The 25,587-nt window shown below is 43.5% G+C and carries 23 protein-coding genes and 1 tRNA gene; 13 read left to right on the top strand and 11 right to left on the bottom strand.

What is annotated here, in order from left to right:
• The first annotated feature begins 55 nt into the window (after window positions 1–55).
• The 3 genes from K9M52_RS16670 (at window position 56) to K9M52_RS16660 (ending at window position 2,641) form a co-directional block, all read left to right on the top strand.
• Complete coding sequence (locus tag K9M52_RS16670; RefSeq protein ID WP_224069570.1) at window positions 56–664, top strand: Crp/Fnr family transcriptional regulator; 609 nt, start codon at window positions 56–58, stop codon at window positions 662–664.
• Window positions 665–725: 61 nt separating this feature from the next.
• The gene (locus K9M52_RS16665; RefSeq protein WP_224069569.1) at window positions 726–1,634 is read left to right on the top strand and encodes a haloalkane dehalogenase; all 909 of its coding nucleotides are present in this window, start codon (window positions 726–728) and stop codon (window positions 1,632–1,634) included.
• Window positions 1,635–2,137: 503 nt separating this feature from the next.
• Window positions 2,138–2,641, top strand: coding sequence for a DUF417 family protein (locus tag K9M52_RS16660; RefSeq protein WP_224069568.1), 504 nt, complete (start codon window positions 2,138–2,140; stop codon window positions 2,639–2,641).
• A 332-nt stretch (window positions 2,642–2,973) separates the two neighbouring features.
• Here K9M52_RS16660 and K9M52_RS16655 read toward each other — a convergent pair.
• Both K9M52_RS16655 and K9M52_RS16650 read right to left on the bottom strand, forming a co-directional pair.
• Window positions 2,974–3,047, bottom strand: a tRNA-Pro gene (locus K9M52_RS16655).
• An 11-nt stretch (window positions 3,048–3,058) separates the two neighbouring features.
• On the bottom strand, window positions 3,059–4,057 hold the full coding sequence (locus tag K9M52_RS16650; protein WP_224069567.1) for an acyl-CoA reductase: 999 nt from the start codon (window positions 4,055–4,057) through the stop codon (window positions 3,059–3,061).
• Window positions 4,058–4,111: 54 nt separating this feature from the next.
• Between K9M52_RS16650 and K9M52_RS16645 the strand changes: the two genes are divergently transcribed.
• The gene (locus K9M52_RS16645; RefSeq protein WP_224069566.1) at window positions 4,112–4,459 is read left to right on the top strand and encodes a 4Fe-4S dicluster domain-containing protein; all 348 of its coding nucleotides are present in this window, start codon (window positions 4,112–4,114) and stop codon (window positions 4,457–4,459) included.
• A 91-nt stretch (window positions 4,460–4,550) separates the two neighbouring features.
• Here K9M52_RS16645 and K9M52_RS16640 read toward each other — a convergent pair whose 3' ends face one another.
• The 6 genes from K9M52_RS16640 to K9M52_RS16615 all read right to left on the bottom strand — a co-directional run bounded on the left by K9M52_RS16640 (window position 4,551) and on the right by K9M52_RS16615 (window position 9,273).
• Window positions 4,551–4,976, bottom strand: coding sequence for an SH3 domain-containing protein (locus K9M52_RS16640; protein ID WP_224069565.1), 426 nt, complete (start codon window positions 4,974–4,976; stop codon window positions 4,551–4,553).
• A 37-nt stretch (window positions 4,977–5,013) separates the two neighbouring features.
• Window positions 5,014–5,502: a BON domain-containing protein gene (locus tag K9M52_RS16635; RefSeq protein ID WP_224069564.1), complete on the bottom strand. Its 489-nt coding sequence runs from the start codon at window positions 5,500–5,502 to the stop codon at window positions 5,014–5,016.
• Window positions 5,503–5,568: 66 nt separating this feature from the next.
• A complete protein-coding gene (locus tag K9M52_RS16630; RefSeq protein ID WP_224069563.1) occupies window positions 5,569–6,411 on the bottom strand; it encodes a purine-nucleoside phosphorylase in 843 nt (280 codons plus the stop codon).
• A 208-nt stretch (window positions 6,412–6,619) separates the two neighbouring features.
• The gene (locus K9M52_RS16625; protein WP_224069562.1) at window positions 6,620–7,132 is read right to left on the bottom strand and encodes an outer membrane beta-barrel protein; all 513 of its coding nucleotides are present in this window, start codon (window positions 7,130–7,132) and stop codon (window positions 6,620–6,622) included.
• 331 nt (window positions 7,133–7,463) lie between these two features.
• Window positions 7,464–7,862: a DUF3127 domain-containing protein gene (locus K9M52_RS16620; RefSeq protein ID WP_224069561.1), complete on the bottom strand. Its 399-nt coding sequence runs from the start codon at window positions 7,860–7,862 to the stop codon at window positions 7,464–7,466.
• 214 nt (window positions 7,863–8,076) lie between these two features.
• The gene (locus K9M52_RS16615) at window positions 8,077–9,273 is read right to left on the bottom strand and encodes a proline dehydrogenase family protein (RefSeq protein ID WP_224069560.1); all 1,197 of its coding nucleotides are present in this window, start codon (window positions 9,271–9,273) and stop codon (window positions 8,077–8,079) included.
• Between the two features lie 183 nt (window positions 9,274–9,456).
• Here K9M52_RS16615 and K9M52_RS16610 point away from each other — a divergent pair, with 183 nt between their 5' ends.
• Together K9M52_RS16610 and K9M52_RS16605 are read left to right on the top strand one after the other, a co-directional pair.
• On the top strand, window positions 9,457–11,271 hold the full coding sequence (locus K9M52_RS16610) for an ABC transporter ATP-binding protein (RefSeq protein ID WP_224069559.1): 1,815 nt from the start codon (window positions 9,457–9,459) through the stop codon (window positions 11,269–11,271).
• A gap of 12 nt (window positions 11,272–11,283) precedes the next feature.
• A complete protein-coding gene (locus K9M52_RS16605) occupies window positions 11,284–13,038 on the top strand; it encodes a dipeptide ABC transporter ATP-binding protein (RefSeq protein WP_224069558.1) in 1,755 nt (584 codons plus the stop codon).
• 38 nt (window positions 13,039–13,076) lie between these two features.
• Here the strand turns inward: K9M52_RS16605 and K9M52_RS16600 are convergent, their stop codons facing one another.
• The 3 genes from K9M52_RS16600 to K9M52_RS16590 are packed head-to-tail and all read right to left on the bottom strand — an operon-like array spanning window position 13,077 to window position 17,537.
• Window positions 13,077–13,922, bottom strand: a complete 846-nt coding sequence (locus tag K9M52_RS16600; RefSeq protein WP_224069557.1) for a DUF4249 family protein — start codon at window positions 13,920–13,922, stop codon at window positions 13,077–13,079.
• 7 nt (window positions 13,923–13,929) lie between these two features.
• A complete protein-coding gene (locus K9M52_RS16595; protein WP_224069556.1) occupies window positions 13,930–16,266 on the bottom strand; it encodes a TonB-dependent receptor in 2,337 nt (778 codons plus the stop codon).
• A gap of 35 nt (window positions 16,267–16,301) precedes the next feature.
• Complete coding sequence (locus K9M52_RS16590) at window positions 16,302–17,537, bottom strand: formylglycine-generating enzyme family protein (RefSeq protein ID WP_224069555.1); 1,236 nt, start codon at window positions 17,535–17,537, stop codon at window positions 16,302–16,304.
• Between the two features lie 194 nt (window positions 17,538–17,731).
• On the opposite strand from K9M52_RS16590, the gene K9M52_RS16585 reads away from it, so the two are divergent.
• The 7 genes from K9M52_RS16585 to K9M52_RS16555 all read left to right on the top strand — a co-directional run bounded on the left by K9M52_RS16585 (window position 17,732) and on the right by K9M52_RS16555 (window position 25,581).
• Window positions 17,732–19,357 carry an ABC-F family ATP-binding cassette domain-containing protein gene (locus tag K9M52_RS16585; RefSeq protein WP_224069554.1) on the top strand — a complete coding sequence of 542 codons (1,626 nt, stop codon included), beginning with the start codon at window positions 17,732–17,734 and terminating at the stop codon, window positions 19,355–19,357.
• Between the two features lie 282 nt (window positions 19,358–19,639).
• The gene (locus K9M52_RS16580; RefSeq protein ID WP_224069553.1) at window positions 19,640–20,581 is read left to right on the top strand and encodes a DnaJ C-terminal domain-containing protein; all 942 of its coding nucleotides are present in this window, start codon (window positions 19,640–19,642) and stop codon (window positions 20,579–20,581) included.
• A complete protein-coding gene (locus K9M52_RS16575) occupies window positions 20,568–20,873 on the top strand; it encodes a chaperone modulator CbpM (protein ID WP_224069552.1) in 306 nt (101 codons plus the stop codon). Before K9M52_RS16580 ends, K9M52_RS16575 begins: the two co-directional genes overlap by 14 nt.
• 79 nt (window positions 20,874–20,952) lie before the next feature.
• Window positions 20,953–21,435 (top strand): T9SS type A sorting domain-containing protein, encoded by a 483-nt coding sequence (locus K9M52_RS16570; protein WP_224069551.1) that lies wholly within the window; start codon window positions 20,953–20,955, stop codon window positions 21,433–21,435.
• 91 nt (window positions 21,436–21,526) lie between these two features.
• Complete coding sequence (glmM, locus tag K9M52_RS16565; protein ID WP_224069550.1) at window positions 21,527–22,912, top strand: phosphoglucosamine mutase; 1,386 nt, start codon at window positions 21,527–21,529, stop codon at window positions 22,910–22,912.
• 162 nt (window positions 22,913–23,074) lie between these two features.
• Window positions 23,075–24,205 carry a cysteine desulfurase family protein gene (locus K9M52_RS16560; protein WP_224069549.1) on the top strand — a complete coding sequence of 377 codons (1,131 nt, stop codon included), beginning with the start codon at window positions 23,075–23,077 and terminating at the stop codon, window positions 24,203–24,205.
• Window positions 24,206–24,312: 107 nt separating this feature from the next.
• Window positions 24,313–25,581, top strand: coding sequence for a dihydroorotase (locus K9M52_RS16555; protein WP_224069548.1), 1,269 nt, complete (start codon window positions 24,313–24,315; stop codon window positions 25,579–25,581).
• Window positions 25,582–25,587 lie beyond the last annotated feature (6 nt).

Genomic DNA, 25,587 nt, shown 5'->3' with positions numbered 1-25,587 from the left:
GTTTATGGGGCGGAAAGGTCACAGGGCTTACCAGGACTGGAAATATTCGTTATATTTGAAATTCCAGCAACAGCACATGCACGAATATGTTATAAAAAATATACAGCGGCACATTGAGCCGACTGAGGAAGAGACACAAATTTTTTCCTCCCTTGCAATTATTAAAACCGTTAAAAGAAAAGAACTTTTATTAACAGAAGGTGATTTGGCGCGACATCAGTTTTTTGTGATCAGCGGTTGTCTGCGAACCTATACAATTGATGCTGGCGGCAAGGAACATGTTTTGATGTTCGCACCAGAAGATTGGTGGTGTAGCGGCGATTTATATAGCTTTTTGTCGGGACAGAAGAGTGTCAATAATCTAGAAGCGTTGGAGCCTACCGTCCTATTACAAATCAGCAAAAACAATTTGGACATTCTGTATAAGCGAGCACCAAAATTCGAACGATTTTTCAGAATTTTATTTCAAAATGCTTTTGTCTTTCATCAAAACAGAATAAATGCCGGCCTTTCAAAACCTGCGGAGGGAAGATATGATCTGTTCACCGAAGCTTACCCAGGTCTTGAAAACCGGATTCCGCAAAAATATATTGCCTCATATATCGGTGTTACACCGGAATTCTTTAGCCAGATGAAAGCAAGTATGTTTCGCAGAAAATCTTAATATACATTATTTTTTGGTGTATGACATGGCTGTAGTTTTGTTGTATTAAATCACTAAACACATGGAACGCAAAACGAACGTACAGACCATTTTTAGCGAAAAACCTTTTGCCCAAAAGAAATTTATCGAGATTAAAGGCCGACGTATGGCTTATATTGATGAAGGCGAAGGCGACCCTATTGTATTTCAGCACGGTAATCCTACTTCATCCTATCTCTGGCGAAATATAATGCCTTATTGCCGTAATTTTGGGCGCCTTATCGCCTGCGATTTGATTGGTATGGGCGACTCGGAAAAGCTCCCCAACTCAGGACCTAAACGGTATTCATATCTAGAGCAACGTAGCTTTCTTTTTGCACTTTGGGAAGAATTGAAACTGGGAACAAAGGTGATATTGGTGCTTCACGACTGGGGTTCGGTATTGGGCTTTGATTGGGCAAATCAAAACCGTTCCCGAATTCAGGGTATCGTTTACATGGAAGCATTGGCGATTCCTTTTAAGTGGAATGAATTTGAACCTAAAGTAAGCGATTTATTCCGGGCTTTACGTTCTCCCGCAGGTGAGGAGTTGGTTTTAAAAGACAATGTGTTTGTTGAAAAGGTTTTGCCGGGAGGGATTTTGCGAGAACTCAGCGATGCGGAAATGGCAGAGTATCGGCGGCCCTACCTTAACGAGGGTGAGGATCGCCGTCCGACATTGTCATTTCCATGTCAAATTGCTCTGGATGGGGAGCCTAAGGAAGTGGCTGAAATAGTAGCTGAATATGGAAATTGGCTTAAACAAAGTCAGGTTCCTAAGCTTTGGATTCATGGCGACCCCGGAGCAGTGGAAAATGATAGCATACGCAAATTCTGCAGCACATGGCCCAATCAAACAGAGACTTCAGTGAAGGGAAAACATTTTTTGCAAGAAGATAGCCCCATGGAAATCGGAAAAGCCATTGCCGAATTTGTAAAAAAGTTGCGTTGAAGTTTACACGGTATTTTAGGGGACCATTCTATAAAAAAGAAGTTACAATAAAAAAAGCCTTAAACCCTGCTATTGCACTGATTTTAAGGCTGAGTCGGCCTCCCGGGACAATTTTCGAACCATTTTTTGGAAGATTTAAAAATATTGGCATCAAAAACAGATTATTAAATCGCTAAAAATCAGATGTTTAGTGGGATATACAAAAAAACATACAATAAGAAAAACTATCAGGCAAACCAGCGGTTCGAACTTTTTATCCTATTTCGAACTTTCAGCTTCAAGGCACGAGACTGCCAAACTGATTTAAAATACATCTTGTTCTTTGACGAATACAGATATTTTCCGTTAACCCTACTATTCAGGCCAGACATTTTATCATTCACTATTTTCTTAATCTATGTTTCGGGAAATCGGGACATTTCTTCGGGTAACTCGGATATTTTTCTCCCTTCATTTTCATCAGACCTTTGTAGTATCAAAATAATAATAAAAACTTCAAGAAAATGAAATCGGAAACAACACAAGGCAACTTAATCAAATTGGCGAACTGGATAAGCGCAAAAAACTTACCTTTCCTGTTTATCAGCATTGCTATGGTCGTCATGCTCCTTTGGGCAGGCTCTTTTAAAATGACTAACTCTGGCGCTGAGGGCATCATTCCCCTGGTTTCAAACAGTCCGTTCATCAGCTGGCATTTTAAGCTTTTCGGGCCTTATATTGGCTCAGATATTATTGGCATTACAGAGATCATTGCCGCAATACTTTTTATTATCGCTTATTCCAAACCTCAAGCTGGCATTATTGGAGGGTTGATTACAATAGTTATGTTTTTTATTACCAGTACTATGCTCATTACCACGCCTGACACCATAATTAAAGTCAACGGTATGGGTTATATGAACAACCTTGGTCTGTTCCTCTTCAAAGATACTATATCACTAGGCGTGTCCTTTTACCTGATTAGTTATTTTGGCAAAAAGGCGATCACTTCTCAAAATACAAAATAGGCAATATACTTGATGCTTGAGAGTTCTACGGAACAGTCAGTGTGTCAAACATTATTCTATTGGTAACGCAAAGCCTTTGAGCAATATAAGTAAGATAGGGGGCACTACTCTCTATCGGGAAATGGCGAAAACACAAAAGGAAGTATAGATATCAATAGAGGTTATGTCAACAATTAGTTTTGTAATATAAATATTTAAAAAGATCAATATCATGAAATGTATTCATTTAAGTTGGCTAGCTATTCATTGATATTTTTTGATATGCAGGGGAATAAAAAAACCTGCAAATCAACAAGATTTACAGGTTTAGTTATTTTTCGAAAGTCAAATTGTCGGGATGACTGGATTCGAACCAGCGGCCTCTTCGTCCCGAACGAAGCGCGCTACCGGGCTGCGCTACATCCCGCAATTTTATATTTAAAGACTTTGCAAAAACGACATCGCGTCTACACCGTCAGCATAATCCCTAAGATTAGGTGATTGACCTTCCCCAAATGGAATAAAGTCTTTACCCATGATACATTGGACATCCCCATTGGACCGAAGACTATTTTTTAATTCAGCGGAGTCTTTATAAAAAGAATAATTCACCTGACTGATAGGGGAGAACAGATCTTCGCTTTCGATGAGCAGCAAAGCACCGCTATTCATATACACCTTACTATTCATGATTAGTATCGCCAACTGATAGTCAAAATTATGATGGTACTTATGAAAATCCAAATAATAATTATATTCTTTTAATGCTTCAATCAGTGGGACAAAATCATATTTTTCAGGCACGTATAACTTCGTCACATTTCTGCATCCGAGACCAAAATACAACATGATATCTCTCGCCAATGCGCCCAATTCCTCATTAGTCTCCTTGCCATCCAACAAGGCAACTGACGTTCTGTTTTTGCGAATAATATTTGGCTTACTGCCAAAATAATAAGCAAAATATCTACTTGAGTTATTACTCCCCGTCGCTATATAGGCGTCACACCCCCGTAATCTTTCAACAACGCTTACCTGTTCTCTAAAAGCCGCATCCCATTCAGCCATTTTTGCCAGCAGGTGCTGCATGAGAACCTGATCTTTTGAAGATAGTTTGATTTGCTGTTTGTGACCGCTCATGAAGACACATAAAAAATCCTGAAAACCCACCATTGGGATATTGCCCGCCATAACAACACCAACCGTTTTCTGTGATTTAAGGTGGTTTAATGCAGGATAGTGTGCCAGCCATTCCTTTAACAATTGTTCCTTCAAAAATGAGCAGGCAATGTTTTTAGCTGCAATATCAATGAATTCCGGTGTAAACCAAGGGTTTTCCCGGTAGGCCTTTTGCTTGATGTCCTGCCACTCATCATTGTTTTGGAGCAAATAATTTCCTAACTTTACAGCCAAAGCTACTTTTTGTGACAATTGCATTTTTTATGTAATTTTGCGCAAAATTATTCAAAAAATATTAAACCAACGAACCCGATGGCGATTAAGATAACAGATGAATGTATTAATTGTGGCGCCTGTGAACCAGAATGCCCCAATAATGCTATCTATGAAGGGGGTGTGGATTGGGCCATCACAGACGGAACCAGTGTTAAAGGTGATTATACACTGATGGATGGTACAGTCGTAGATGCAGACAAAAGATTTGATCCAGTCAGTAATGACGTTTATTTTATAGTGCCAGACAAATGCACAGAATGTCAGGGATTCCACGAAGAACCACAATGTGCGGCTGTCTGCCCAGTAGATTGTTGTGTTCCTGATGAGATGTACCAAGAGACGGTAGAAGAACTCCTGGAGAAAAAAGATAAATTGCACATGTAATTCCTATTTCCTCTATTTAAAGCAAAGAGCGTCAATACTTCGGCAGTATTGACGCTCTTTCAGTTTTATAGCTTATTCCTATAAAATATGGTTATTCAACTGGAGACAGATATTGGGAATAGCTGTAACCTTCTTCACCGTCATTGGTTCTGACGAGCCACCATTGATCATTGGCTTTACCTACCAGTGTAATGACTTCTCCATGAGCGGCCTTACCGACAATCGGCTGATCAGTCCCTGGTCCTTTACGGATATTCAGATTGGACTCATCAGTAACAACTTTCACTTTTGCCCCGGCCACGGCCGTTGCAACGTTTACATTCATGACCACATCACCGGTCAAAAAATTAGGATCTATTTTACCATATATATCCCAAAGCTTGTTTTTAACATCAGCACTCGGTGCGGTTCCTGTAATATGCAGAACACCATCTGCTTCACTGACCTGTGCCCCCGTCACTCCAGAGGCATTGACTGCATCAATCAATTCTTTATATTTTTCCTGTAAAGCTGCCATTTTAATTTTGTTTTTATGTTAGCTAATAATAAGAGGGTTATTTAACCTTTACCTGAGACATATCTACTTTTTTAGGATTCAAAGCATCCAGAGAGGATTTGAGTGTCTTAACTTTAGACTGCTCGATCTCACCGGTAACGGTAATAATTCCATCTGCTACTGTAGCGGTAATCCCAGGAAAATCTTTGGTGGCATCAGCCACACCTTGTGCCAATGGATCAGTAGCGGTTGCTGCTGGAGCTGGAGGTGCTTCTACCTCAATATTATCCACTACACTTTTAACGCCTGACTCTTTAAGGTTATTAACGGCAGTTTCTACAGCAGTTTTCTCTTCCTCAGAGCCCACCAGACCACTTAAGGTAACAACACCATCTTTTACATCAGCCGTAACACCTGGTGTCGCTGAGATGGCGGTCTGAACCTGCGTCTGGATATCTGCGTCAGACGGTTTGGATTTACAAGATGGCAAGGCGATGGCCAGTGCGGTCGCCATTACAAAAGCAGGTAACATTTTTTTTAGTAGCATCTTACTTAATTTTAAAGTTAAAAATCAGAAGAAAAAAGTTTAACATGTTACTCAATTCGAGATATATTATGTTAATTTAATATTCCTTTGCAATTCTGATGCCAACTCCTTAAATAAGGTTGTTAGTTTAGGTTCCGCCTCCTCGGCCGCCTGTAACACTTCCTCGTGGGTAATAATATTATCTTCCTCCCGGATGCCTAAGTCCGTTACCACGCTTACGCAGAAAACCTTCATACCGGTATGAACGGCGGCAATGACTTCCTGTACGGTACTCATCCCGACAACATCTCCGCCTACAGCTCTGATTAATTTATATTCGGCGCGCGTTTCAAAAGTAGGCCCTGTTACGCCAGTATAAACGCCTTCATGAACACTAAAACCATAGTCGACAGCAATTCTTTTAGCGATGGCGATAATATTCTTATTGTAAGGCTCGCTCATGTCCGGGAAACGGGGGCCTAGCTCATCTTCGTTAGGTCCAAGTAAAGGGTTAACCGTAAAAAAACTGATATGATCGTTTATAAGGACCAGGTCACCCACCTGATAGTCCGGATTCACAGCACCGGCAGCATTGGACAAAAGTAGTGTCTGTACACCAAGCCCATGCATAGCCCGGATAGGATAGGCAACTTCTGCCGGAGTATACCCCTCATAATAATGAAAACGACCTGACATCGCCAGCACCGGTACACCGTTCAGCAGGCCAAAGATGAGCTTGCCACCATGTCCCTTAACCGTACTCACGGGAAAATGGGGTATTTCTGCATAGCCTAATTCTTTCTCAACAATAATTTCTGACGCCAGGTTCCCCAATCCGCTACCCAATACAATACCGATGAGAGGTTTTCTGTCACATTTACTCTGGATATAACTAACCGTGTCCTGTAAGCGCTCCTTTAAGCTTGCCATAATGATATTAATAATTGAATGTTGTTTAAAGAGGTTTCTTTTAAAGTTAGTCCGGAACAAAGCTTCCTTTTCCAAAACAAAAATAAGTTTTTGAGCTGAATTCTAAACAAAGAAATAGCCAGTTAAAATATCAGAAAGTAAAAAGCCGGCAAAAATTATCGCCGGCCCTTAGGTATTATCCATAGGTTGAAAACAGGTTTCGCTTGCCCTAGAAAGGCATGGTATAGGCTACTCTTAACCCTACAAATCCATTCTTAATGTCATTTTTAGACCAACCTTCATAACGCAGGCTCAAATCCAGATTCTGGGTGGCCATTACACCTACCTGACCTGCATAAGTAAAGGCAGATTCTGATCCTTCATTCGTGCCAATCGCAACACCCAGTTGCGGTTCTGCATATAAACCTCCCATGCTAAAACGTACACCGGCCTTCAATGGAACAATACCCACATTTTTATCAAAGCCTGCATTCTTTAATTCGTCTTTAACAAAAAAATTGTTGTAACCGGCAGAAACGGTAGCGGCAATTGACTCATTAAAGTTATAGGCATATTTTAAATCACCGCCTAAACCGAATGAAGATACATCACTAAAGTCACCGACTGGTAAAGCACCCGTGATACCCACGCTGAACTCAGATCCGATGGGGCGCTCATATTGTGCGTTTGAAACGCCTACGAAGAAAAGACCAGCAGCAAATAACAATAATGCCTTTTTCATAAATATAATTTTTGATTCAGAAGGGATATATCTAAAACTATACCAAAGGAAGCAAAACAGGCTATATTTTACTTTAAAACAGCAAAAAAATAAGCGTAAAGCAACGAGTTATAATTCATACAACTACTTAAGAATCAAGTATATACTAAAAAACAAAATTAAAACCCACCTTCCAACAATCTGGGAGATTAACTACAAGGTTGATACGCAAAAAAACCGGTCAGCCTTATCACATTTCCATCAATTACATTTTTAAATGGATAAAACTAACCGGTCATTTCATTATTGATCATTTGAGCATTACTAATAGGCTCCACAATAACGTCTAAAATTAGAAAGGCAAATCATCAGCCTCTCCAGGTGCGCTGTCAGGCACAAATGGGGGCGGAGGGGCATCCACACCTTGTTGTGGGGCGCCATATCCACCACCCTGCAGACTGCCAGCCGGCTCCATTCTCCAGGCATCCAGATTCGTTATATAATTCTCTCTTCCGTCTCTGCTCCATTTAGAGCCCTTCAGATTAAAGGAAACTTTTACTTCATCCCCAAGATTAAAGCGATCAGGGAGGGCAGTACGATCCTGAACACACTGAAATTTGATATAGTTGCTGATCATACGACCACCGATATCATCCGTCTTTTCTACCACAAACTCTCTGGTTTTAAACGTTTCTGTACGTTGTACAATATCATACTTTGCCACTAATTTGCCAATTACTTCGTAAGCCATTTCTATTTTAAATTTATAATGTTTTAAAAGTGTTTGAGATGGACACAATCGGTCCTGCCCTCATCTATTTTTCAGCTTTAACTTCGATCTGAATACATTCAAAGCCAAAGCGTGAAAGTAAGGACTTTTGTTCAATTCTGACACGCTCGGGCAATATAAAGTTACCCACCGTGCGGGTCATTTTTCCCAAATAAGAAAAGTTGTATTTCGTTCGTCAACTGGCTTCCAGCTGTTTTCTACGCTCCAGTTCCAGGTTGATCAGCGAAAGTTCTCTACCGGTCTGTCCCTTAACGCTGGAGTTTTCCTGCGCCCGGCGCATCAGATAGGGGATCACATCGCGGATCGGCCCAAAGGGCAGGTACTTACTGACACTGTAGCCTTCCCTGGCAAGATTAAAGGTGATATTGTCACTCATCCCATATAGCTGAGAAAAATGTACATGGGGATGGTTATGTGTAATGCCTTTCTGATCCAGTAATTCAGCAGCATATAAGGAGCTGGCCTCGTTATGGGTTGCTACTACAAATCCGACCGTATCTATATTGTCCACACAGAACAGCACGGCATTATTATAATCCAGATCTGTGCTGTCTTTATCCTTTTGAATCGGCGAAGGGTACCCCTCTTCCTGAGCGCGTGCTCTTTCTTTCTCCATATAGGCACCGCGTACAAGCTTAACACCTAGTAAAAATCCCTGCCGGCTGGCTATGTCATGGGACATTTTCAGAAAATCCAACCGGTCGTGACGATATAACTGTATCGTATTATATACCAGCACCTGCTCTTTGTTATAGATTTCCATCATTTCCATGGTGATCCGGTCAATCGGATCCTGTATCCAGCTCTCCTCAGCATCCACGAGAACGCCGATTTTATATTCTCTGGCCGCATCGCAGATTCTGATCATACGCTGTCTGACCCTGGCCCACTCCGCCAGCTGTTCTTCATTTTCATGCACACCGCTTCTGAGGCGGGGCGCTTCATTGAGTTTGCGTAGCAGCTCAAAACGGGCAATCCCGGATACTTTAATCGCAATTACGGGAATATTTTTCTGGGTGGCCGCAAAGGCGATCACCCGGATAAATTCTTCCATAGCATGATCAAAGCTGGCCTCCGATTCCTTGCCCTCAACGCCATAATCTAAGATAACCCCGACACCATACTTATTTAACATATCACAAATCGGCGCCGTCGCTTCCAGAGATTCTCCGCCCACAAACTGCTTAAATATGGTGTTGCGGATGATGCCGTTAATCGGAAGCCCCGTCTTCATTAAAAAAGGGGTAAAGCGGGTACCCAATGCCGTCAGCACCGGGTATTTCATGGTGGAAAACAGGCTCTTAGCGGATTTTAGATCCTTAGTCGTCTTGTACGCAAAGGCAACCTTTGTATTGTCAAATGAAAGGTTCATTCAGATTATAATTTGGGAGCAAATATCGAACAAAAGAATTTAAAACGGAAAATTTAAGCATAAAAACAAACAATCGTTCTACGCAAAGTTTGCGCAAGATTTTTAGACATTCCCTTTCCTTGGGGATAGCTCCATGCAGCCCAAAATATTCCTCAGTAAAAAGGATGTATCTTTGCCGGGCAAATGGAAAAAAAGGAGAAGAAAAAACTAGATATACGCCTGCTCAGCAGGGTATTCGCCTATGTTAAACCTTATCGGTTACAGTTTACCTGCAGTCTCGTGCTGGCACTTGTCCTGTCCGTATTTGCGCCGGTGCGCCCTTATCTGATCCAATTGACTGTCTCAGAGGCAACGGGCAAACCCGTTTCTGTACCCGGTTGGCTCAAAATATTTATCAGTGATCAACATCTTAATAATGTTCTTCAGTTCATTATTGCCGTCACCATTTTCCAGATCATATTTATATTTATTGAGACCTTAACCAGGTTCATTTTCAGTTTTATTACCTCATGGCTGGGTCAGGCAGTCGTAAAAGACATGCGCATTCAGGTTTTTGACAAAATCAGCCAGCTTAACCAGCGTCAGTTCGATAAGACGCCTATTGGTACACTGACTACAAGAACCATTAACGATATAGAGAGTATCAATAACATCTTCTCAGATGGATTAGTACCTATCCTGGCAGACCTTTTTGCCATTGTGGTCACACTGGGAACCATGTTTTATATCGACTGGAAGCTCACGCTCATCAGCTTGATCCCTTTCCCTATATTAATCATCGCAACTTTTTACTTTAAAGAAAGTGTCAACAGGAGCTACCTGCGGGTGAGAAATGCCATCTCCGCTCTTAATGCTTTTGTCCAGGAGCATATATCCGGCATGGCCATTGTTCAGGCCTTTGCAGCAGAAAAAAGAGAAGCTGACAAATTCAAAGAGATCAATAAAGAACACAGAAATGCCAACATCTCAGCGATTTTCGCCTACTCTGTATTCTTTCCGGTCGTAGAGATTATCCTGGCTCTTAGTATGGCCTTTCTGATCTGGTTTGTGGCAGATAACAAGTTGGATGCGGGGCTGTTAGTATCCTTTATCCTCTATCTGAACCAGATATTTAGGCCTTTACGGGTGATAGCTGATAAATTCAATGTGCTGCAGATGGGGCTTATTGCTGCGGAGAGAGTCTTTAAGGTCCTGGAAAATGATGACATGCAACCGCAGGCCAGTCAAGGACATTATCATCCTGATCAGATCAATGGTTCTATCCGTTTTGATCATGTGAACTTTGCGTATAATCCACCGCATTATGTCTTAAAAGATGTAGATTTTCAGATCAATCCTGGTGAGACGGTAGCTATCGTTGGCCATACTGGCAGTGGCAAAACTTCCATCATCAGCCTGATCAACCGCCTTTATGAGATCCAGAGCGGTAAGATATTAATTGATGGAGTGGATATCAGAGAATATAATATTGAGACGCTTCGTAAACATATTGGCGTGGTCTTACAGGATGTCTTTTTATTTTCCGGTTCCATCATGGAAAATATCACGTTACGGAACCCAGATATCACCAAATCGGAAGTTGTAGAAGCAGCTAAAATGATCGGAATGCACGATTTTATCATGCAGCTGGAAGGTAGCTATGATTTTTCTGTCATGGAAAGAGGCAGTTCACTCAGCCTGGGCCAGAGACAATTGATTTCTTTTATTCGTGCACTCCTGTATGACCCTTCAATTCTGATACTGGATGAAGCCACCTCTTCTATTGACACCGATAGCGAAATCCTTGTACAGCGCGCCATTGATAAGCTGATCAAGGGGCGTACCTCGATTGTCATCGCCCATAGACTTTCCACGATCCGCAAGGCCCATAAGATCATTGTCCTGGATAAAGGCCAGATTAAAGAAATGGGCACTCATGACGAGCTTTTGGAACGTAACGGTTTTTATGCGAAATTGCATCAAATGCAGTTCGCAGATCAGATGCAGACTGCTTCCTAAACACCCGAGCATTTGCAACAAAAACAAAATGAACTTGTAGAAATAAACCGCCTGACCATCAGTTTTGGCCGGAACACCGTGCTGCGTGCACTGGATCTGACGATTGGCACAGGCCAGACATTGGCTGTTGTGGGAGAATCGGGGAGCGGAAAATCACTGACAGCTTTATCTCTGTTACAGTTATTACCTGGACAAGCAGCGCTATCCGGGGAGATCTTTTTAAAGAATGCCTTTAAAGATCTGCCACCGGAGGAGCAAAAACGGCAGCATACGTCAATCAACCTGACAGCACTCAATACGCGGCAGATGGAAAACATTAGGGGCTCCCAGATTGCCATGATCTTCCAGGAACCCATGACATCACTCAACCCTGTTAAGACCTGTGGCGACCAGGTAGCCGAAGCCATTATTGCGCATCTCAAGATCGATAGAAAAACGGCCAGAGCAAGGGCCATACAACTTTTTACAGACGTGCAGTTGCCTGATCCGGCTGCTGTTTTTGATAAGTATCCCCATCAGATCAGTGGTGGCCAAAAACAAAGGGTAATGATCGCCATGGCAATGAGCTGTTCGCCCAGACTACTCATCTGTGATGAGCCTACCACGGCACTAGACGTCATGGTCCAAAAAGAGATCCTTCAGCTTATAAAAGATTTACAGCAAAAGACCAATATGAGTGTGCTGTTTATCTCACACGACATACAATTGGTCGCAGAAATTGCGGATCAGATCGCTGTACTATACAGAGGTGAGTTGGTGGAGTATGGGCAGGCAGGCAATATCATATCCACCCCCTCGCATCCTTATACACGGGCCTTATTGTCCTGTCGCCCAGGTTTATACAAGAGGGGAGAAAGGCTGCCAGTCGTTTCAGATTTTTTGAATAAGGAGGATGGCCGCGCTGCCCTTCATGATAGGACAGCCGACATTAAAGTACATGCATCTGTCAGTGCTCCCAACAGGGAGGCCGGCGCGTTGCTGCAGATTAGAAAATTGCAGGTCTGGTACCCGACCAAAAGAGATTTTTGGGGGCGGGCGACTGCTTATTTTAAAGCTGTAAAAGGCATGGATCTGGAGGTGTACAAAGGGGAAACGCTCGGCCTGGTCGGCGGATCAGGGTGTGGCAAAACAACCCTTGGCCGGGCCATCATGGGACTGACCCCTATTCATGACGGTTCGATCACCTTTAAAGGACATTCCAGACAAAATGATCATTCTAACAGCTGGCAGTCGGCTACAGAAATGCAGATGATCTTTCAGGATCCATACAGTGCACTCAATCCCAGGATCACTGTCGGAAAGGCCATCGGTGAGGCGCTTTTAGTACATGGCAAGGTAGCGGGGCGCCATGTTAAAGATAAGGTCTGCGGCTGGCTGGAAAGGGTAGGGCTGCAACCCGCACATTATGATCGATATCCCCATGAATTCAGTGGCGGGCAAAGACAACGGCTGGTTATAGCCCGTGCGTTAATCCTTGAACCTGATTTCGTGATTTGTGATGAGAGTGTTTCAGCACTCGATGTGAGTGTACAAGCGCAGATTCTGAATCTCTTTAACGACTTAAAAGCACAACTAGGCTTTACATCCATATTCATTTCACATGACCTGTCTGTAGTCAAATATATCTCAGATCGTATTGCAGTCATGAATCAGGGAGAACTGGAAGAGCTCGGTAACGCAGATGATATATATGAACGTCCGCAATCGGCCTACACAAAAAGCTTGCTGGCCGCTATCCCCGCACCTGGCCTAAACCGCCCCATTTAGCCGTTAAACAAATAATGTAACCTCAAAAGTTGGCTGTGTTAGTTTTCGTCCGAAATCTTTGCTGTAAAGTATTGGCGGGATTCTGCGCTAAAATAACCGAGGGCACCGCCTGAAATATTAGACACCGGATTGCTGGGTGTTGCTCCTAAACGGTCCTGGTTTTGTGCCAGCTGATAAAAATATTGATAAACAGGTTGTGTAATCTGGATCATGACGACAGTGAGTGTGTCCCCTAAATGAATATCAATATCCCTGGTAAAAATAGGTCTTTCATTCATCAGGCCATCGCCAACGTTGTCATTCATTACGTTGATACCGGGATCTTTTTTATGGTTGATATACTGCTCAAACCGGTAATAATTTTTAACCCCTGCCTGATCAACGTATTTAGGAACGGCAGTAAACACCGAGTTGGCTGTTAAATCGCCGGCATCCGACAACAGGGTGATACCTTCGAAGGTAACTGTATCAGCCATTTCAGATCGGGCCGTATATACATGCCCGTCAACCTGTACTTCCAATCGATAAACATGGCCTATTGCCGGCCGGATCCTGCGGCTGTGAAAATAAGGCATTCCCTGCTGATCGGGACTGATGTTTAAGGTGTCATGTAAGCCACGTGTGCTATCTGATAAGACGACAAGCGCATCTGTCACATTGGTATAGTCATTTTGATCCGCGAAGTCCTGCGAACGGGACAGTCGCACATAGGACCCGCCGACGCCATTAGAAACAACACCCTCAATCACGAGTTGTGGTTTGGATGATTTTAACGACAGCTCCACCTCTTTGGTACAACTACTTAGCATCAGAATGAATGCGCATATCAGCAGCATCGGGCCCGCTTTTATTAAATACTGTATATCTTTAAATAGTTGTGGCATCTGTGAATCAGAATTTAAAGTTATAGGTAACCGAGGGTACCCATCTGAATAAAGAAGTTTGCTTGGCCACTGTTTTGCCGGGTTTGTCGGGATCTTCTTCAAACTGTATGATATACGCATTCTCCCTTCCATAAACATTATACAGGCCAAAGCTCCAGGAGGCCTGATAACGGCGATGTGGTTTGCATTTCAATGTAAAGTTCAGATCCATGCGGTGATAGACCGGCATCCTGTAATCATTCCTTTTGGCGTAATAAAAAAAGCTCTGGTCATTTAATCTGTATTTAGCTTGTGGAAATGTAACAGCGTTTCCGGTTGCGATCATAAAGTCTCCCGCCACTTCCCAACGCTCAGACAAAGGATACATGGCCACCACCGAAAGATCGTGTGTTCTGTCCTGATGAGCTCTATACCACTCATTACCATTTATACCTGCTATTTTGGTTTCCGTACGGGATAAGGTATAGCTTACCCACCCCGTTAATTTGCCCTGGATTTTCTTAAAAAACAGTTCAAGTCCGTAGGCCCGTCCTATACCATACAGCAACTGTGACTGCACGTCATCTGTAGTGGTCAGGTCCGCACCGTTTCTATAATCAACCTGATTTCCCAGCCATTTGTAATAGACCTCCGCTTCTAACCGGTAGGCCTTTAAGTCTCTGTAATACCCCAAAGACAATTGATCAGCAGTCTCTGGCTGGATATTATAGCTGTCTCCAATCCATTGATCGGTGGGATTAGTGGATACTGAATTGCTGAGCAGGTGCAAATGCTGGGTATTGCGGCTATAGGCCGCTTTCAGGCTAGCCTGTTCATCAAGCTGCCAGGCCAGCGAGATTCTGGGTTCCGGATTCAAATAGGTTTTTCCGATCTGACCGGATCTGAGTTTGACGGAGTCAACCGGATCGGTGCTTTCGGGCATATACCGGTAGAAGGTTCCAGGACCTAGCAAACTGTAGGCAGATAGCCGAATTCCGGCAGATAATCCCAGACGCTCGCTTAGCTTACCATCATAATTCACGTAAAACGCATTTTCCCAACCTCTTTGAAGGGATTTATATTGTGTATAATCTGCACTGTCATTACCTCCGGAAAAATGAGTAGGGTCAAACTGGTGGTAGATACTACTCAGGCCACTGTGCCAGGCACCCATCTGGCTGTTCCAGGAAAAATCCTGTTTAAAATCCATGTCTCTGATGACCGAGTTCAGGTGAAAGCGGTTGTTACCGGATTTAAGCAGGATATTAAAATGGTAGTCACTAAAAATAAAACTGGTATTAGAAAATAGCCCTGCTCCCAGAATACTGTTCAATCTAAGCGTTGCTACCTTATTGCCCCAGTCAATCATAAACTGATCTTTGAGGCCCAATTTATCCGTTCCCAGATATCCGGAAAAATATAAATGCATTTTAGGGCTGAGCGACAGATTGGCTTTTGTATTAAGATCATAAAAGTAAAGGGAATTGTCTTTAACATCTTCATTTTTGCTCAGATGTAAAAACAGGTCAGCATAGGTTCTGCGGCCAGTGATCAAAAAAGAAGAGCGCCCTTTTTGAATCGGCCCTTCCAGACTAAGGCGGCTGCTGATCAAACCAATGCCGCCAGCTGCATGGAACTGCTGGTTATTTCCCTCTTTCATATGTACATCTAATACAGAGGCAAGCCTTCCTCCATATCGAGCGTCTGCATTGCCCTTAATAAGTGTCACATCATTAATGGCATCGCTATTGAAAGTACTAAAAAAGCCAAACAGATGAGAAGCATTGTAGATCGGTGCCTCATCTAAGAGGATCAGATTCTGTCCAGCACTGCTGCCCCTGACATAAAATCCTGCGTTTCCGTCACCGGATTGCTTCACACCCGGCAACAGTGACAACGTCTTCAACACATCTCTTTCTCCAAAAATAACCGGCAGTTTTGCCGCCTGTTCCAAATTTATCCGATTAATCCCCATTTGGGCAGCCGTCATCCCTGGGGCGCTGGCTGCATATACCTTTACGGCATTGCTGTCCAGTTTGGTGGCAGACAACAGGGTGGGGCGGAGTGCAATTTCCAAAACGGTATCTCTGAAAAAAGAAAAAGGAAGGATCGTATCCAGATAACCTACATGCGAAACCACTAATTCAACAGGTGTATCTTTGGCAACCAGGCTAAAAAAGCCATAGCTATTGGTAGTGGTGCCTTTGCGTATTCCATATTTTACATTGACGCCTGAAAGCAATTCTCCCGACGACAGATCATGTACAGTACCACTGATTTTCACAGGTATATCCATATGCTGTGCCCTCAACACGGAAGACGCAGAAAATAAGAAAAAAACAAATAAGGCGAAGCGTTGCGGCATAGGAACTTATTTGAGGGGAACACTCACTCGTGTTGTTATTTGTCCCTGACCAGTCTAAAGCCCAGGTTGTTGCTGGCGCTCTTGGGTTCTCCCTTTCCCCGGGAGCCCGCCTTATAACGGATACAATACTCATCACTACACAAAAAAGAGCCGCCGCGCTGGACGCGTTTTACCAAACCCGGCTCCTCGGGATCATAGCTATCTTTGGGACCTTGTGGGTTATTGACAGGACTGGAAGCATAATAGTCCGGCCGGTAGAAGTCATTGCACCATTCCCAGGCATTGCCTTCCATATCGTATAGTCCAAATGCACTCCGTGGATAAGATTCAATAGGCGCCAATTCATCATAACCATCAGCCCGGGTATTATGATCGGGAAAATGGCCCTGAAAATTATTGGCCATAAAATGGCCACCCGGGCGCAACTGTTTACCCCAGTAATAATCTTCAAAATGTTTACCTGCCCGGGCCGCATACTCCCACTCAGCTTCGGTAGGTAGCCTTTTGCCAGTCCATTTGGCATACGCCAGGCAATCTTCATAGCAAACCTGAACTACCGGTAAGTTCCCTTTCCCTTCTATAGAAGATCCAGGGCCTTTAGGATGACGCCAGTTAGCGCCCGGCACGTAACTCCACCAGGCCATTGGATTATTGAGTGATACGGGGTGACCGGGTGGCGTGAACACACCGGAGCCGGGCACTAATTTATCTACCGGTACGCCCGGATAATCTTTGGGGTTAAGTGGGCGTTCTGCCACAGTAATATAGTTAGTGGCTGCTACAAAGCGCGCAAACTGATCATTTGTCACTTCATGGGTGTCCATATAAAAAGAAGAAACATGTACCCGGTGAATAGGCTGAGCATCCGCAAACTGATCAGATCCCATCTGAAAACTGCCTCCTTCAATCAATACCATTTTTGCAGTATCGTTGCCCTTACTGCCGGCATCCGTACGACTGCCGGCATCTATGCCGCTATCTGTTCTTGCGCCGGCCCCGCCCATTAGTAACTGCGCTCTGGAAGGTTCTTTGCAAAGTGTACAGTCCATGGCTATCTTCCCCTGACGGGCGTCTGTCGAAGAAGATCCCTTTGTGGCGGCCGCACTCTCTGTTAAGGAATTGTTTTTATTTCGGCTGCTCCCACTGTTTTTACAACTGGATAGCGATAAAGCAAGCAGAAAGATTCCAAAAAGGATTGTCGCAACAATAACGACGTTCTGGCTATTAAGGAAAAAGCGATCTCTCTTGTTGAAGGGCTGTTGAAGGTTCATGGAGTACTTAAAATAAATGATAATATCTGCTTTGGCAAATCTAATAAAAAAGCTTCATACGACCTTCATGACAATAATCAACTGCGAGCTGACGTCTAAATGGGGCGGTCAACCAGAAAAGAGGTTGCCTCTATTTTTAGCTTTGGTGAATTCTTAGTACCTTTGCCGCTCAAAAATTATAAGCAGAAACGGCAATGATTAGCGCAAGAAATATCACCCTGGCTTATGGCAAAAGGGTTCTTTTTGACGAAGTAAATATTAATTTCATTAAAGGTAACTGTTACGGGGTCATCGGGGCCAACGGTGCGGGAAAATCGACCTTCCTGAAAATCCTCAGCGGAGAGATAGAACCCAACAAGGGCCATGTTGAAATCACGCCCGGCGAGCGGCTCTCCTTTTTAAAGCAGAACCAATTTGAGTTTGATAATGAAACAGTTCTGAATACGGTACTCATGGGCCACAAGAAAATGTGGGATATCATGCACAAAAAGGACGCCATCTATGCGGATCCGGACGCCACCGAAGATGATTACATGAAAGCCGGTGAACTGGAAGCTGAATTTGGGGAAATGGGTGGCTATGAATCGGAAAGCAACGCTGCTAACTTTTTGAGTTCCCTGGGGATCAAAGATGATATGCATCAGATGTATATGCGCGATATCCCTTCCAACATGAAAGTCCGGGTCCTGCTGGCACAAGCATTATTTGGTAATCCGGATATCCTGCTGCTGGACGAGCCGACCAATGGTCTGGATATTGAAACCATCGGCTGGCTTGAAAACTTCCTGGCCGATTACCAGAACATCGTCCTGGTCGTTTCCCATGACCGCCACTTTCTGGATGCTGTATGTACCCATGTAGCAGATGTGGACAGGCAGAAAATCAAGGTTTACACCGGTAACTATTCTTTCTGGTATGAGAGTTCTCAGCTGATGGCGAGGCAGATTGCTGATAAGAATAAGAAAATGGAAGACAAGCGCAAGGACTTGCTGGACTTTATAGCCCGATTCAGTGCCAATGCATCTAAATCAAAACAGGCGACATCCAGAAAAAAGGCCCTGGAAAAACTGACCATCGAAGAAATCGAACCATCCAACAGAAAATACCCCGGAATTATCTTCCAGCCACTTCGTGAAGTCGGTAATGAGATTTTACATGTTGAGAACCTGAGTAAGGCTGTTGAGGGTCGCACACTGTTTGACAAAGTGACTTTCGATATCAAGAAAGGGGAGAAGATCGCCTTTTTGAGTAAAGACCCGATGGCTGTGTCTGCCTTCTTTGATATTATAAACGATGAAGTCAAGGCCGATAAAGGCCAGTTTCAGTGGGGTACCACTATTACCAAGGCTTATCTGCCTATTGAAAACGGTAAGTATTTTGAAAAGGGTTTGCCGCTGCTGGACTGGTTACGTCAATACGTTCCAGCACATGTCACCGAAGCAGATGAACCTTTCTTAAGAGGCTTTTTTGGTAAAATGTTATTTGCAGGAGATGACATCCTGAAAAAGACAGATGTCCTTAGCGGAGGGGAGAAAGTAAGATGTATGGTCTCAAGAATGATGCTCCAGAACCCCAATGTGATCATCCTGGACCAACCCACCAACCATCTGGACCTGGAAAGCATCCAGAGTTTCAATGAAAGCTGTATCAACTTTCCGGGCGTTGTCCTGCTCACTTCACATGACCACACATTTATGGAAACGGTGGCCAACAGAGTCATTGAATTGACACCTAAGGGCATCATCGACCGTCTGATGACGTTCGATGAATATCTGCAGGATAACCGCGTTAAAGACCTGAGAACAGAAATGTATAATTAAAGACAATAACTGATACAGATATCATTGTCTCAAACAATCACAAAGCGGGTGATTTCAATCAGTAAAATGATGAAATCACCCGCTTTCTACATTATTAAAACAAATTGCTTATAGTATCTCAGCTGAGCCTATTCAACTGATAAATTCTTTCCAAATAACCCTTTTTTGACGATTGCAGTTAGGCTCTTTTATAAAATTATTATACATTAGAGTCACTAAAGTTATTAAGGCAAAAACTGCTCTTCCTGTAATTACAAAGAAGAGCCTATAGATATCAATCATATGGAATATATCGACTATTACAAAATTCTGGGATTGGAGAAGGGGGCATCTTCTGATGATATTAAAAAAGCCTATCGGAAGCTGGCCAGAAAATATCACCCGGACCTGAATCCCGATGATGACAATGCTAAAAAGCGGTTTCAGGAGATCAATGAAGCCCATGAAGTGCTTAGCGACCCGGAAAAACGCAAAAAATACGATCAATACGGTAAAAACTGGAAGGAAAGCGAGGCCTATGAAAGAGCACGTAGCCAACAGGGGCGAGGCAACAGTGGGCAGGCAGGTGGCTTTACCGGCGGGTTCAGCGAGGGACAGGGCGCCGGCTTTGATGACTATGATTTTTCGGACTTTTTCTCCTCTATGTTTGGTGGAGGGGGAAGTACCGGCCGGGCCCAAGGCTCCAGACAGCAGCGGGGTTTCAGGGGCCAGGATATTCAAGCAGAATTCCCACTGGCGTTAAAACAAGCCTACCAAACCCATAAACAAGTATTCACTGTAAATGGTAAAAATATCAGGATCACAATACCGGCTGGCGTTGAGGACGGGCAGATCATCCGTCTGAAAGGACACGGCAGCCCCGGCATTAACGGTGGTCCTGCAGGTGACCTCTATATCACATTTAAGATCCATCCGGATCCGCATTTTCAAAGACGAGACCATGACCTCTATGCCACGCAGGAAATCCCTTTATACACGGCAGTTTTAGGGGGAGAAATACTGGTTAATACCATGGATGGTCAGGTCAAACTGAAAATAAAACCTGAAACTCAGAACGGCACTAAAGTGAAATTAGCCGGCAAGGGGTTTGCGGTGTATAAAAAAGAAGGGACATTCGGAGATTTATATATTACTTATAAAGTTCTGATTCCAACCCAGCTGACCGAACAGGAAAAAGACTTATTTACCCAACTGGCAAAAATCAATCCTCATGGAAGCAAGTAATCAAATAGAAACCATACCGGTTATGCATCTATGCACACATTATCAGACAGATATACATTTTTTTGAATTGCTACAGGAGTATGGGCTTGTTACCTTAATTCAAGTGGAGCAAACACCCTCCATAGAAGTCGAACGAATCAAGGAAGTGGAAAAATGGATTCACCTCCATTATGATCTCAATATCAATATGGAAGGGCTGGATGCCATCGCCCATTTATTACAGAAGATGGAAAGGCTGCAATCTGAATTATCTCAGGTAAAAAGCCGGCTGCGCGGCTTTGAAGAACGCTAGACGGGATTTTTACAATTATTAACCCTTCTGCTGACTTAAATGGCACAAAATGTATTAACTTTGCTTAACAATTTGGGGAATGGATAAAATTTTACTTAGCAAATTAAGACGCCGTTTAACAGGATATACCCTGTCTGCTTTCATCGCAGCTGTGGTAGCAGCATTCCTGCTGTTAACCGGCTCCATGAACCGCGCTGCAGCTGCCAGTCTGCACGCGACTGGCAGCAATGCTTCCAGGTTTGCTTCTATATATTCTCCATATGCGATCGACCCTTTTAACATGGATTTGAGCGATGTAACTGAAGGTGTTGCTGAAAAGCATATCACTTGTTATCCCAATCCAGCTATTTCCTATATTAATTTTAAGTTTGACAAATCTGTTCCTAAAGATGCCAGACTCTTTGTCTTTAGCTTCACAGGAAAAAAAATGGAGGAACTGACAATAACCGGCCAGATCCTGAAAATCACCCTGGATAAATACTATCGGGGACTGTATGTTTATCAGCTTAGAAGTGCCGGTGGCGCTATTTTGGAAAGCGGCAAATTCCAGGTTAAGAACTGATGAGTGATTTTTCAAAAAGAAAAATGGATGCTAATTTTGGACCTACGTTTGTACACCTATAATAGATCAACTTACAATTCAACAAAGCATTATGCCCTTAATTAAAAGTATTTCAGGGATCCGCGGCACTATCGGCGGAAAACCCGGAGAGACCTTGAGCCCTTTAGATGTCGTCAAATTTGCAGCTGCTTATGGAACATGGATCAAGCAAAATAATGAAACCAATAGTAAAATCGTCGTAGGCAGAGATGGCCGGATTAGTGGAGAAATGGTGCAACGCCTTGTAGTATCCACACTAAATGCTGTAGGCCTGGACGTGATCGATGTAGGATTAAGTACAACTCCCACAGTAGAAATGGCTGTAAAATTTGAAGATGCGGCAGGTGGCATAATCCTGACGGCCAGTCACAACCCCAAAGAATGGAATGCGCTGAAACTATTGAATCAGGATGGAGAATTTATCAGCGGTGCTGATGGCGCTGCCATTCTGGAAATGGTTGAAAAGGATGATTTTAATTTTGTCGGTGTCGATAAACTGGGGAGCTATGCCATTAACGAAACCGTACTGGCCAAACATATTGATGTGATCACCAAACATCCGCTTGTAAAACCGGATGCTATCAAAGAAAGAGGTTTCCGAATTGTCGTAGATGCTATTAACAGTACTGGCGCTATAGCTGTTCCTGAGCTTTTAAAAGCATTGGGTGTCAACGAGAGCGATATCTTTATTCTCAACGAAGAGGTAAACGGTAAGTTTGCCCATAATCCGGAGCCACTCCCTGAGCATCTGAACAGCCTTCGTAACGAGGTAAAACAACAAAAAGCTGATTTAGGGATTGCCGTGGATCCGGACGTGGATCGGTTGTGCTTTGTCAGCGAAGACGGCTCTTTATTTGGTGAAGAATATACATTGGTGGCTATTGCTGACTATGTATTGCAACACAAAAAAGGCAATACCGTCAGCAACATGTCCTCCACCAGGGCACTGCGCGATGTAACCGAGAAAGCGGGGGGGCAGTATTTTGCCAGCGCAGTAGGTGAAGTGAATGTAGTAAAGAAGATGAAAGAAGTGAATGCGGTAATTGGCGGTGAAGGTAACGGCGGTGTAATTATGCCCGACCTGCATTATGGGAGAGACGCCCTGATCGGCATTGCGCTGTTCCTTTCTATGATGACAGAACGAAAAAGCGTACACCAGTTGCGAATCCAGTATCCGAATTATTTTATCTCTAAAAATAAAATTGAGCTGGAAAACGGCATCGATGTATCCCGCATTTTCGACCAGATCAAGACCAAATACAAAAATAACCCGATCAATCAGGAAGACGGGCTAAAAATTGAATTTGATAAGGATTGGGTGCATCTGCGAACAAGTAATACTGAACCGATCGTGCGTATCTATGCGGAAAGCTCCTCTCCGACAACTGCAGAAAATATTGCTAAACGCATCATGCAAGATATAAAAGAAGCTATGTGAGGTGGTGTTCCAGTCTAAGCCTGCCCGCGGCGAATCAGGCGGTTCCGGAAAATATGGCTGATTTATATACTAATAGCCAGTATCTTTGCAAAATAATTTTAGAGCGTACAATTAAGTTGTACGCTTTTTAGTTAGCTATAATGTATTAATACTAAGAAGAAAATGACCAAGCGTATTTATTTTGACAATGCAGCCACTACCGCTCTGGATAAGGAAGTGCTGGATGCAATGTTGCCTTATCTTACTACCCATTTTGGCAATCCATCCTCAATCTACAGCTATGGGCGTGAAACCAGGCTCGCAGTAGAGAATGCCCGTAAATCAGTCGCCAAAATCCTGGGAGTACACCCATCGGAAGTATTTTTTACCAGTGGAGGGACAGAAAGTACCAATACAGCAATCACAGCAGCGGTAAGAGACCTGGGATGCACGAGGATCATTACGTCTCCGCTTGAACACCATGCAACGATGCATTGTACAGAAGCCCTTAAAAGAAGAGGAGAAGTCACACTTGAATATGTGCGTATTCTACAAGACGGACATATTGACCTGGCCAGCCTGGAAGCACTGCTGGCGGGTTCCGAAGAAAAGACGCTGGTAACACTTATGCATGCTAATAACGAAATCGGAAACCTACTGCACATTGAAGCTGTAGGAGAACTCTGTCAGCAATACAAAGCGGTCTTTCACTGTGACACCGTTCAGACCGTAGGTCACTACCCATTGGACCTTAAAAAGTTTAACGTAGATTTTATCTCGGCGGCCGGCCATAAGTTCCATGGCCCCAAGGGAGTGGGTGTTCTCTATGTAAATGAAGATATTAAAATCCATCCATTTATTGAAGGCGGTGCTCAGGAGCGCAATATGCGTGCCGGCACGGAAAATATTTACGGGATTGTCGGATTCGCCAAAGCATTGGAAATGGCTACGGAACACTACGATGCAGAAAGTAAACATATTCAGGGGCTTAAAGACCACATGATGGGTCGGCTGGAAAAGGAATTTGAAGGAATCCAATTTAACGGAGATGCCAAGGGCAGATGCCTGTATACTGTGCTCAACGTTGGATTCCCGGAAACAGAAAAATCAGAAATGCTGCTCTTTAACCTGGATATCCACAATATCTGTGTTTCAGGAGGTAGTGCGTGTTCCAGTGGTGCAAGTGTGGGTTCGCATGTCATTCACAGCATCTATCCTGACAAAAAGATCGTTCCCGTCCGGTTTTCTTTCTCCAAATACAATACCCTGGAGGAAGTAGATCAGGTCATTGATCAGTTAAAAGAGCTGATCTAGGCCTGACATAATTCACAAAAAAGCCATCAAAATACACCTGATGGCTTTTTTATGCCTTCATTTTTTCAAATTAGCTTGTATATTGCGTTAAATTTCTACTTGCAATTATGGACATCCTCATCAAGAATCTGAATTTCCCCAAAAATGTATATAAAGGGCTTTCTTATGGAGAGATATTAATCAGGAACGGTAAGATCGATCAGATCGCTGAGACAATTTCTCTAAAAGACAGTGAAAAAGTGGATGTACTGGATGCTGAAGGCGGCTATATTAGCCCGGGATGGGTAGAAATTTTTTCTGATTTTGCAGATCCCGGTTATGAGTTTAAAGAGGATCTTACAACAGGAGCGGCAGCTGCCTTTGCAGGTGGATTCACACATGTCTTTTTACTGCCCTCGACTTCACCGGTAGTGGACAATAAATCCCAAGTGAGTTATATTATAGATAAATCGGCCAGATTACCCGTCAGTCTCTATCCGGTAGGGGCCGTCTCCAAAGGCCTGGAAGGAAAAGAACTGTCTGAAATGTATGATATGGGGGATAGCGGTGCTATTGCGTACTCTGATGGAAAGCTGCCTTTGCAATCAGCGGGGCTATTACTGAAGGCACTGCAATATATTAAAGCCAATGACGGTATCTTAATACAGATGCCCTTTGATAGAAGCATCGGCACTTTTGGGTTGATCAATGAAGGCCTGGTGTCTACAAGATTGGGACTGCCGGGACTGCCGGCCATTGCGGAAGAATTAATGATCCAAAGAGATATTGAGCTCGTTCGCTATACAGAAAGCAAGCTTCATTTTACGGGCATTTCTTCAGCTAAGTCCGTGGCGCTGATTGCAGCCGCCAAAAAAGAGGGGCTTCGCATCACCTGTAGTGTAACGCCTCATCATTTGCTTTTCACAGATGAAGACTTGAAGGATTATGACACCAATCTCAAGCTCAATCCGCCGCTCAGAACAAAAGCAGACAGAGATGCGCTGAGAGAAGGCGTCAAAAATGGGAATATCGACCTTATCGCTACACAGCATTTTCCACAACATTTTGACGATAAGGTTCGTGAATTTGAATATGCAAAAAACGGCATGATTGGATTGCAGACTACTTACAGTGCGCTGATGCATGCCCTTCCTGAATTAAGCCCCGAACGGATTGCAGAACTTTTAAGTCTGAAGGCCAGAACCGTCTTTGGACTGCCGGAACTGAGCTTAAAAACAGGAGAAACAGCGGATTTAACCATTTTCCATCCGGGTAAAAGCAGTACTTTTACCAAAGAAGACAATAAAAGCAAGGCAAGCAACAGCCCTTACTTTGGCAAAAAATTAAAGGGAAAAGTGCTGGCTACTGTATCTTGTAATCAAATTCACAAAAACTAAAAAAAC

It is taken from the genome of Arachidicoccus terrestris, from assembly GCF_020042345.1.
Lineage (GTDB): Bacteria > Bacteroidota > Bacteroidia > Chitinophagales > Chitinophagaceae > Arachidicoccus > Arachidicoccus terrestris.
Note: the sequence above shows the minus strand (reverse complement) of the source record. Positions and strands in the feature narration are given on the sequence as shown.

Bases quoted from the DNA above. Each gene is read 5' to 3' on its own strand.
- K9M52_RS16580 (WP_224069553.1), top strand. From the start codon at position 19,640: ATGGAATATATCGACTATTACAAAATTCTGGGATTGGAGAAGGGGGCA.
- K9M52_RS16610 (WP_224069559.1), top strand. From the start codon at position 9,457: ATGGAAAAAAAGGAGAAGAAAAAACTAGATATACGCCTGCTCAGCAGG.
- K9M52_RS16560 (WP_224069549.1), top strand. From the start codon at position 23,075: ATGACCAAGCGTATTTATTTTGACAATGCAGCCACTACCGCTCTGGAT.
- K9M52_RS16595 (WP_224069556.1), bottom strand. From the start codon at position 16,266: ATGCCGCAACGCTTCGCCTTATTTGTTTTTTTCTTATTTTCTGCGTCT.
- K9M52_RS16615 (WP_224069560.1), bottom strand. From the start codon at position 9,273: ATGAACCTTTCATTTGACAATACAAAGGTTGCCTTTGCGTACAAGACG.
- K9M52_RS16650 (WP_224069567.1), bottom strand. From the start codon at position 4,057: ATGCAATTGTCACAAAAAGTAGCTTTGGCTGTAAAGTTAGGAAATTAT.
- K9M52_RS16665 (WP_224069569.1), top strand. From the start codon at position 726: ATGGAACGCAAAACGAACGTACAGACCATTTTTAGCGAAAAACCTTTT.
- K9M52_RS16575 (WP_224069552.1), top strand. From the start codon at position 20,568: ATGGAAGCAAGTAATCAAATAGAAACCATACCGGTTATGCATCTATGC.
- K9M52_RS16570 (WP_224069551.1), top strand. From the start codon at position 20,953: ATGGATAAAATTTTACTTAGCAAATTAAGACGCCGTTTAACAGGATAT.
- K9M52_RS16620 (WP_224069561.1), bottom strand. From the start codon at position 7,862: ATGGCTTACGAAGTAATTGGCAAATTAGTGGCAAAGTATGATATTGTA.
- glmM (WP_224069550.1), top strand. From the start codon at position 21,527: ATGCCCTTAATTAAAAGTATTTCAGGGATCCGCGGCACTATCGGCGGA.
- K9M52_RS16660 (WP_224069568.1), top strand. From the start codon at position 2,138: ATGAAATCGGAAACAACACAAGGCAACTTAATCAAATTGGCGAACTGG.
- K9M52_RS16645 (WP_224069566.1), top strand. From the start codon at position 4,112: ATGGCGATTAAGATAACAGATGAATGTATTAATTGTGGCGCCTGTGAA.
- K9M52_RS16635 (WP_224069564.1), bottom strand. From the start codon at position 5,502: ATGCTACTAAAAAAAATGTTACCTGCTTTTGTAATGGCGACCGCACTG.
- K9M52_RS16625 (WP_224069562.1), bottom strand. From the start codon at position 7,132: ATGAAAAAGGCATTATTGTTATTTGCTGCTGGTCTTTTCTTCGTAGGC.
- K9M52_RS16640 (WP_224069565.1), bottom strand. From the start codon at position 4,976: ATGGCAGCTTTACAGGAAAAATATAAAGAATTGATTGATGCAGTCAAT.
- K9M52_RS16630 (WP_224069563.1), bottom strand. From the start codon at position 6,411: ATGGCAAGCTTAAAGGAGCGCTTACAGGACACGGTTAGTTATATCCAG.
- K9M52_RS16585 (WP_224069554.1), top strand. From the start codon at position 17,732: ATGATTAGCGCAAGAAATATCACCCTGGCTTATGGCAAAAGGGTTCTT.
- K9M52_RS16555 (WP_224069548.1), top strand. From the start codon at position 24,313: ATGGACATCCTCATCAAGAATCTGAATTTCCCCAAAAATGTATATAAA.
- K9M52_RS16590 (WP_224069555.1), bottom strand. From the start codon at position 17,537: ATGAACCTTCAACAGCCCTTCAACAAGAGAGATCGCTTTTTCCTTAAT.
- K9M52_RS16600 (WP_224069557.1), bottom strand. From the start codon at position 13,922: ATGCCACAACTATTTAAAGATATACAGTATTTAATAAAAGCGGGCCCG.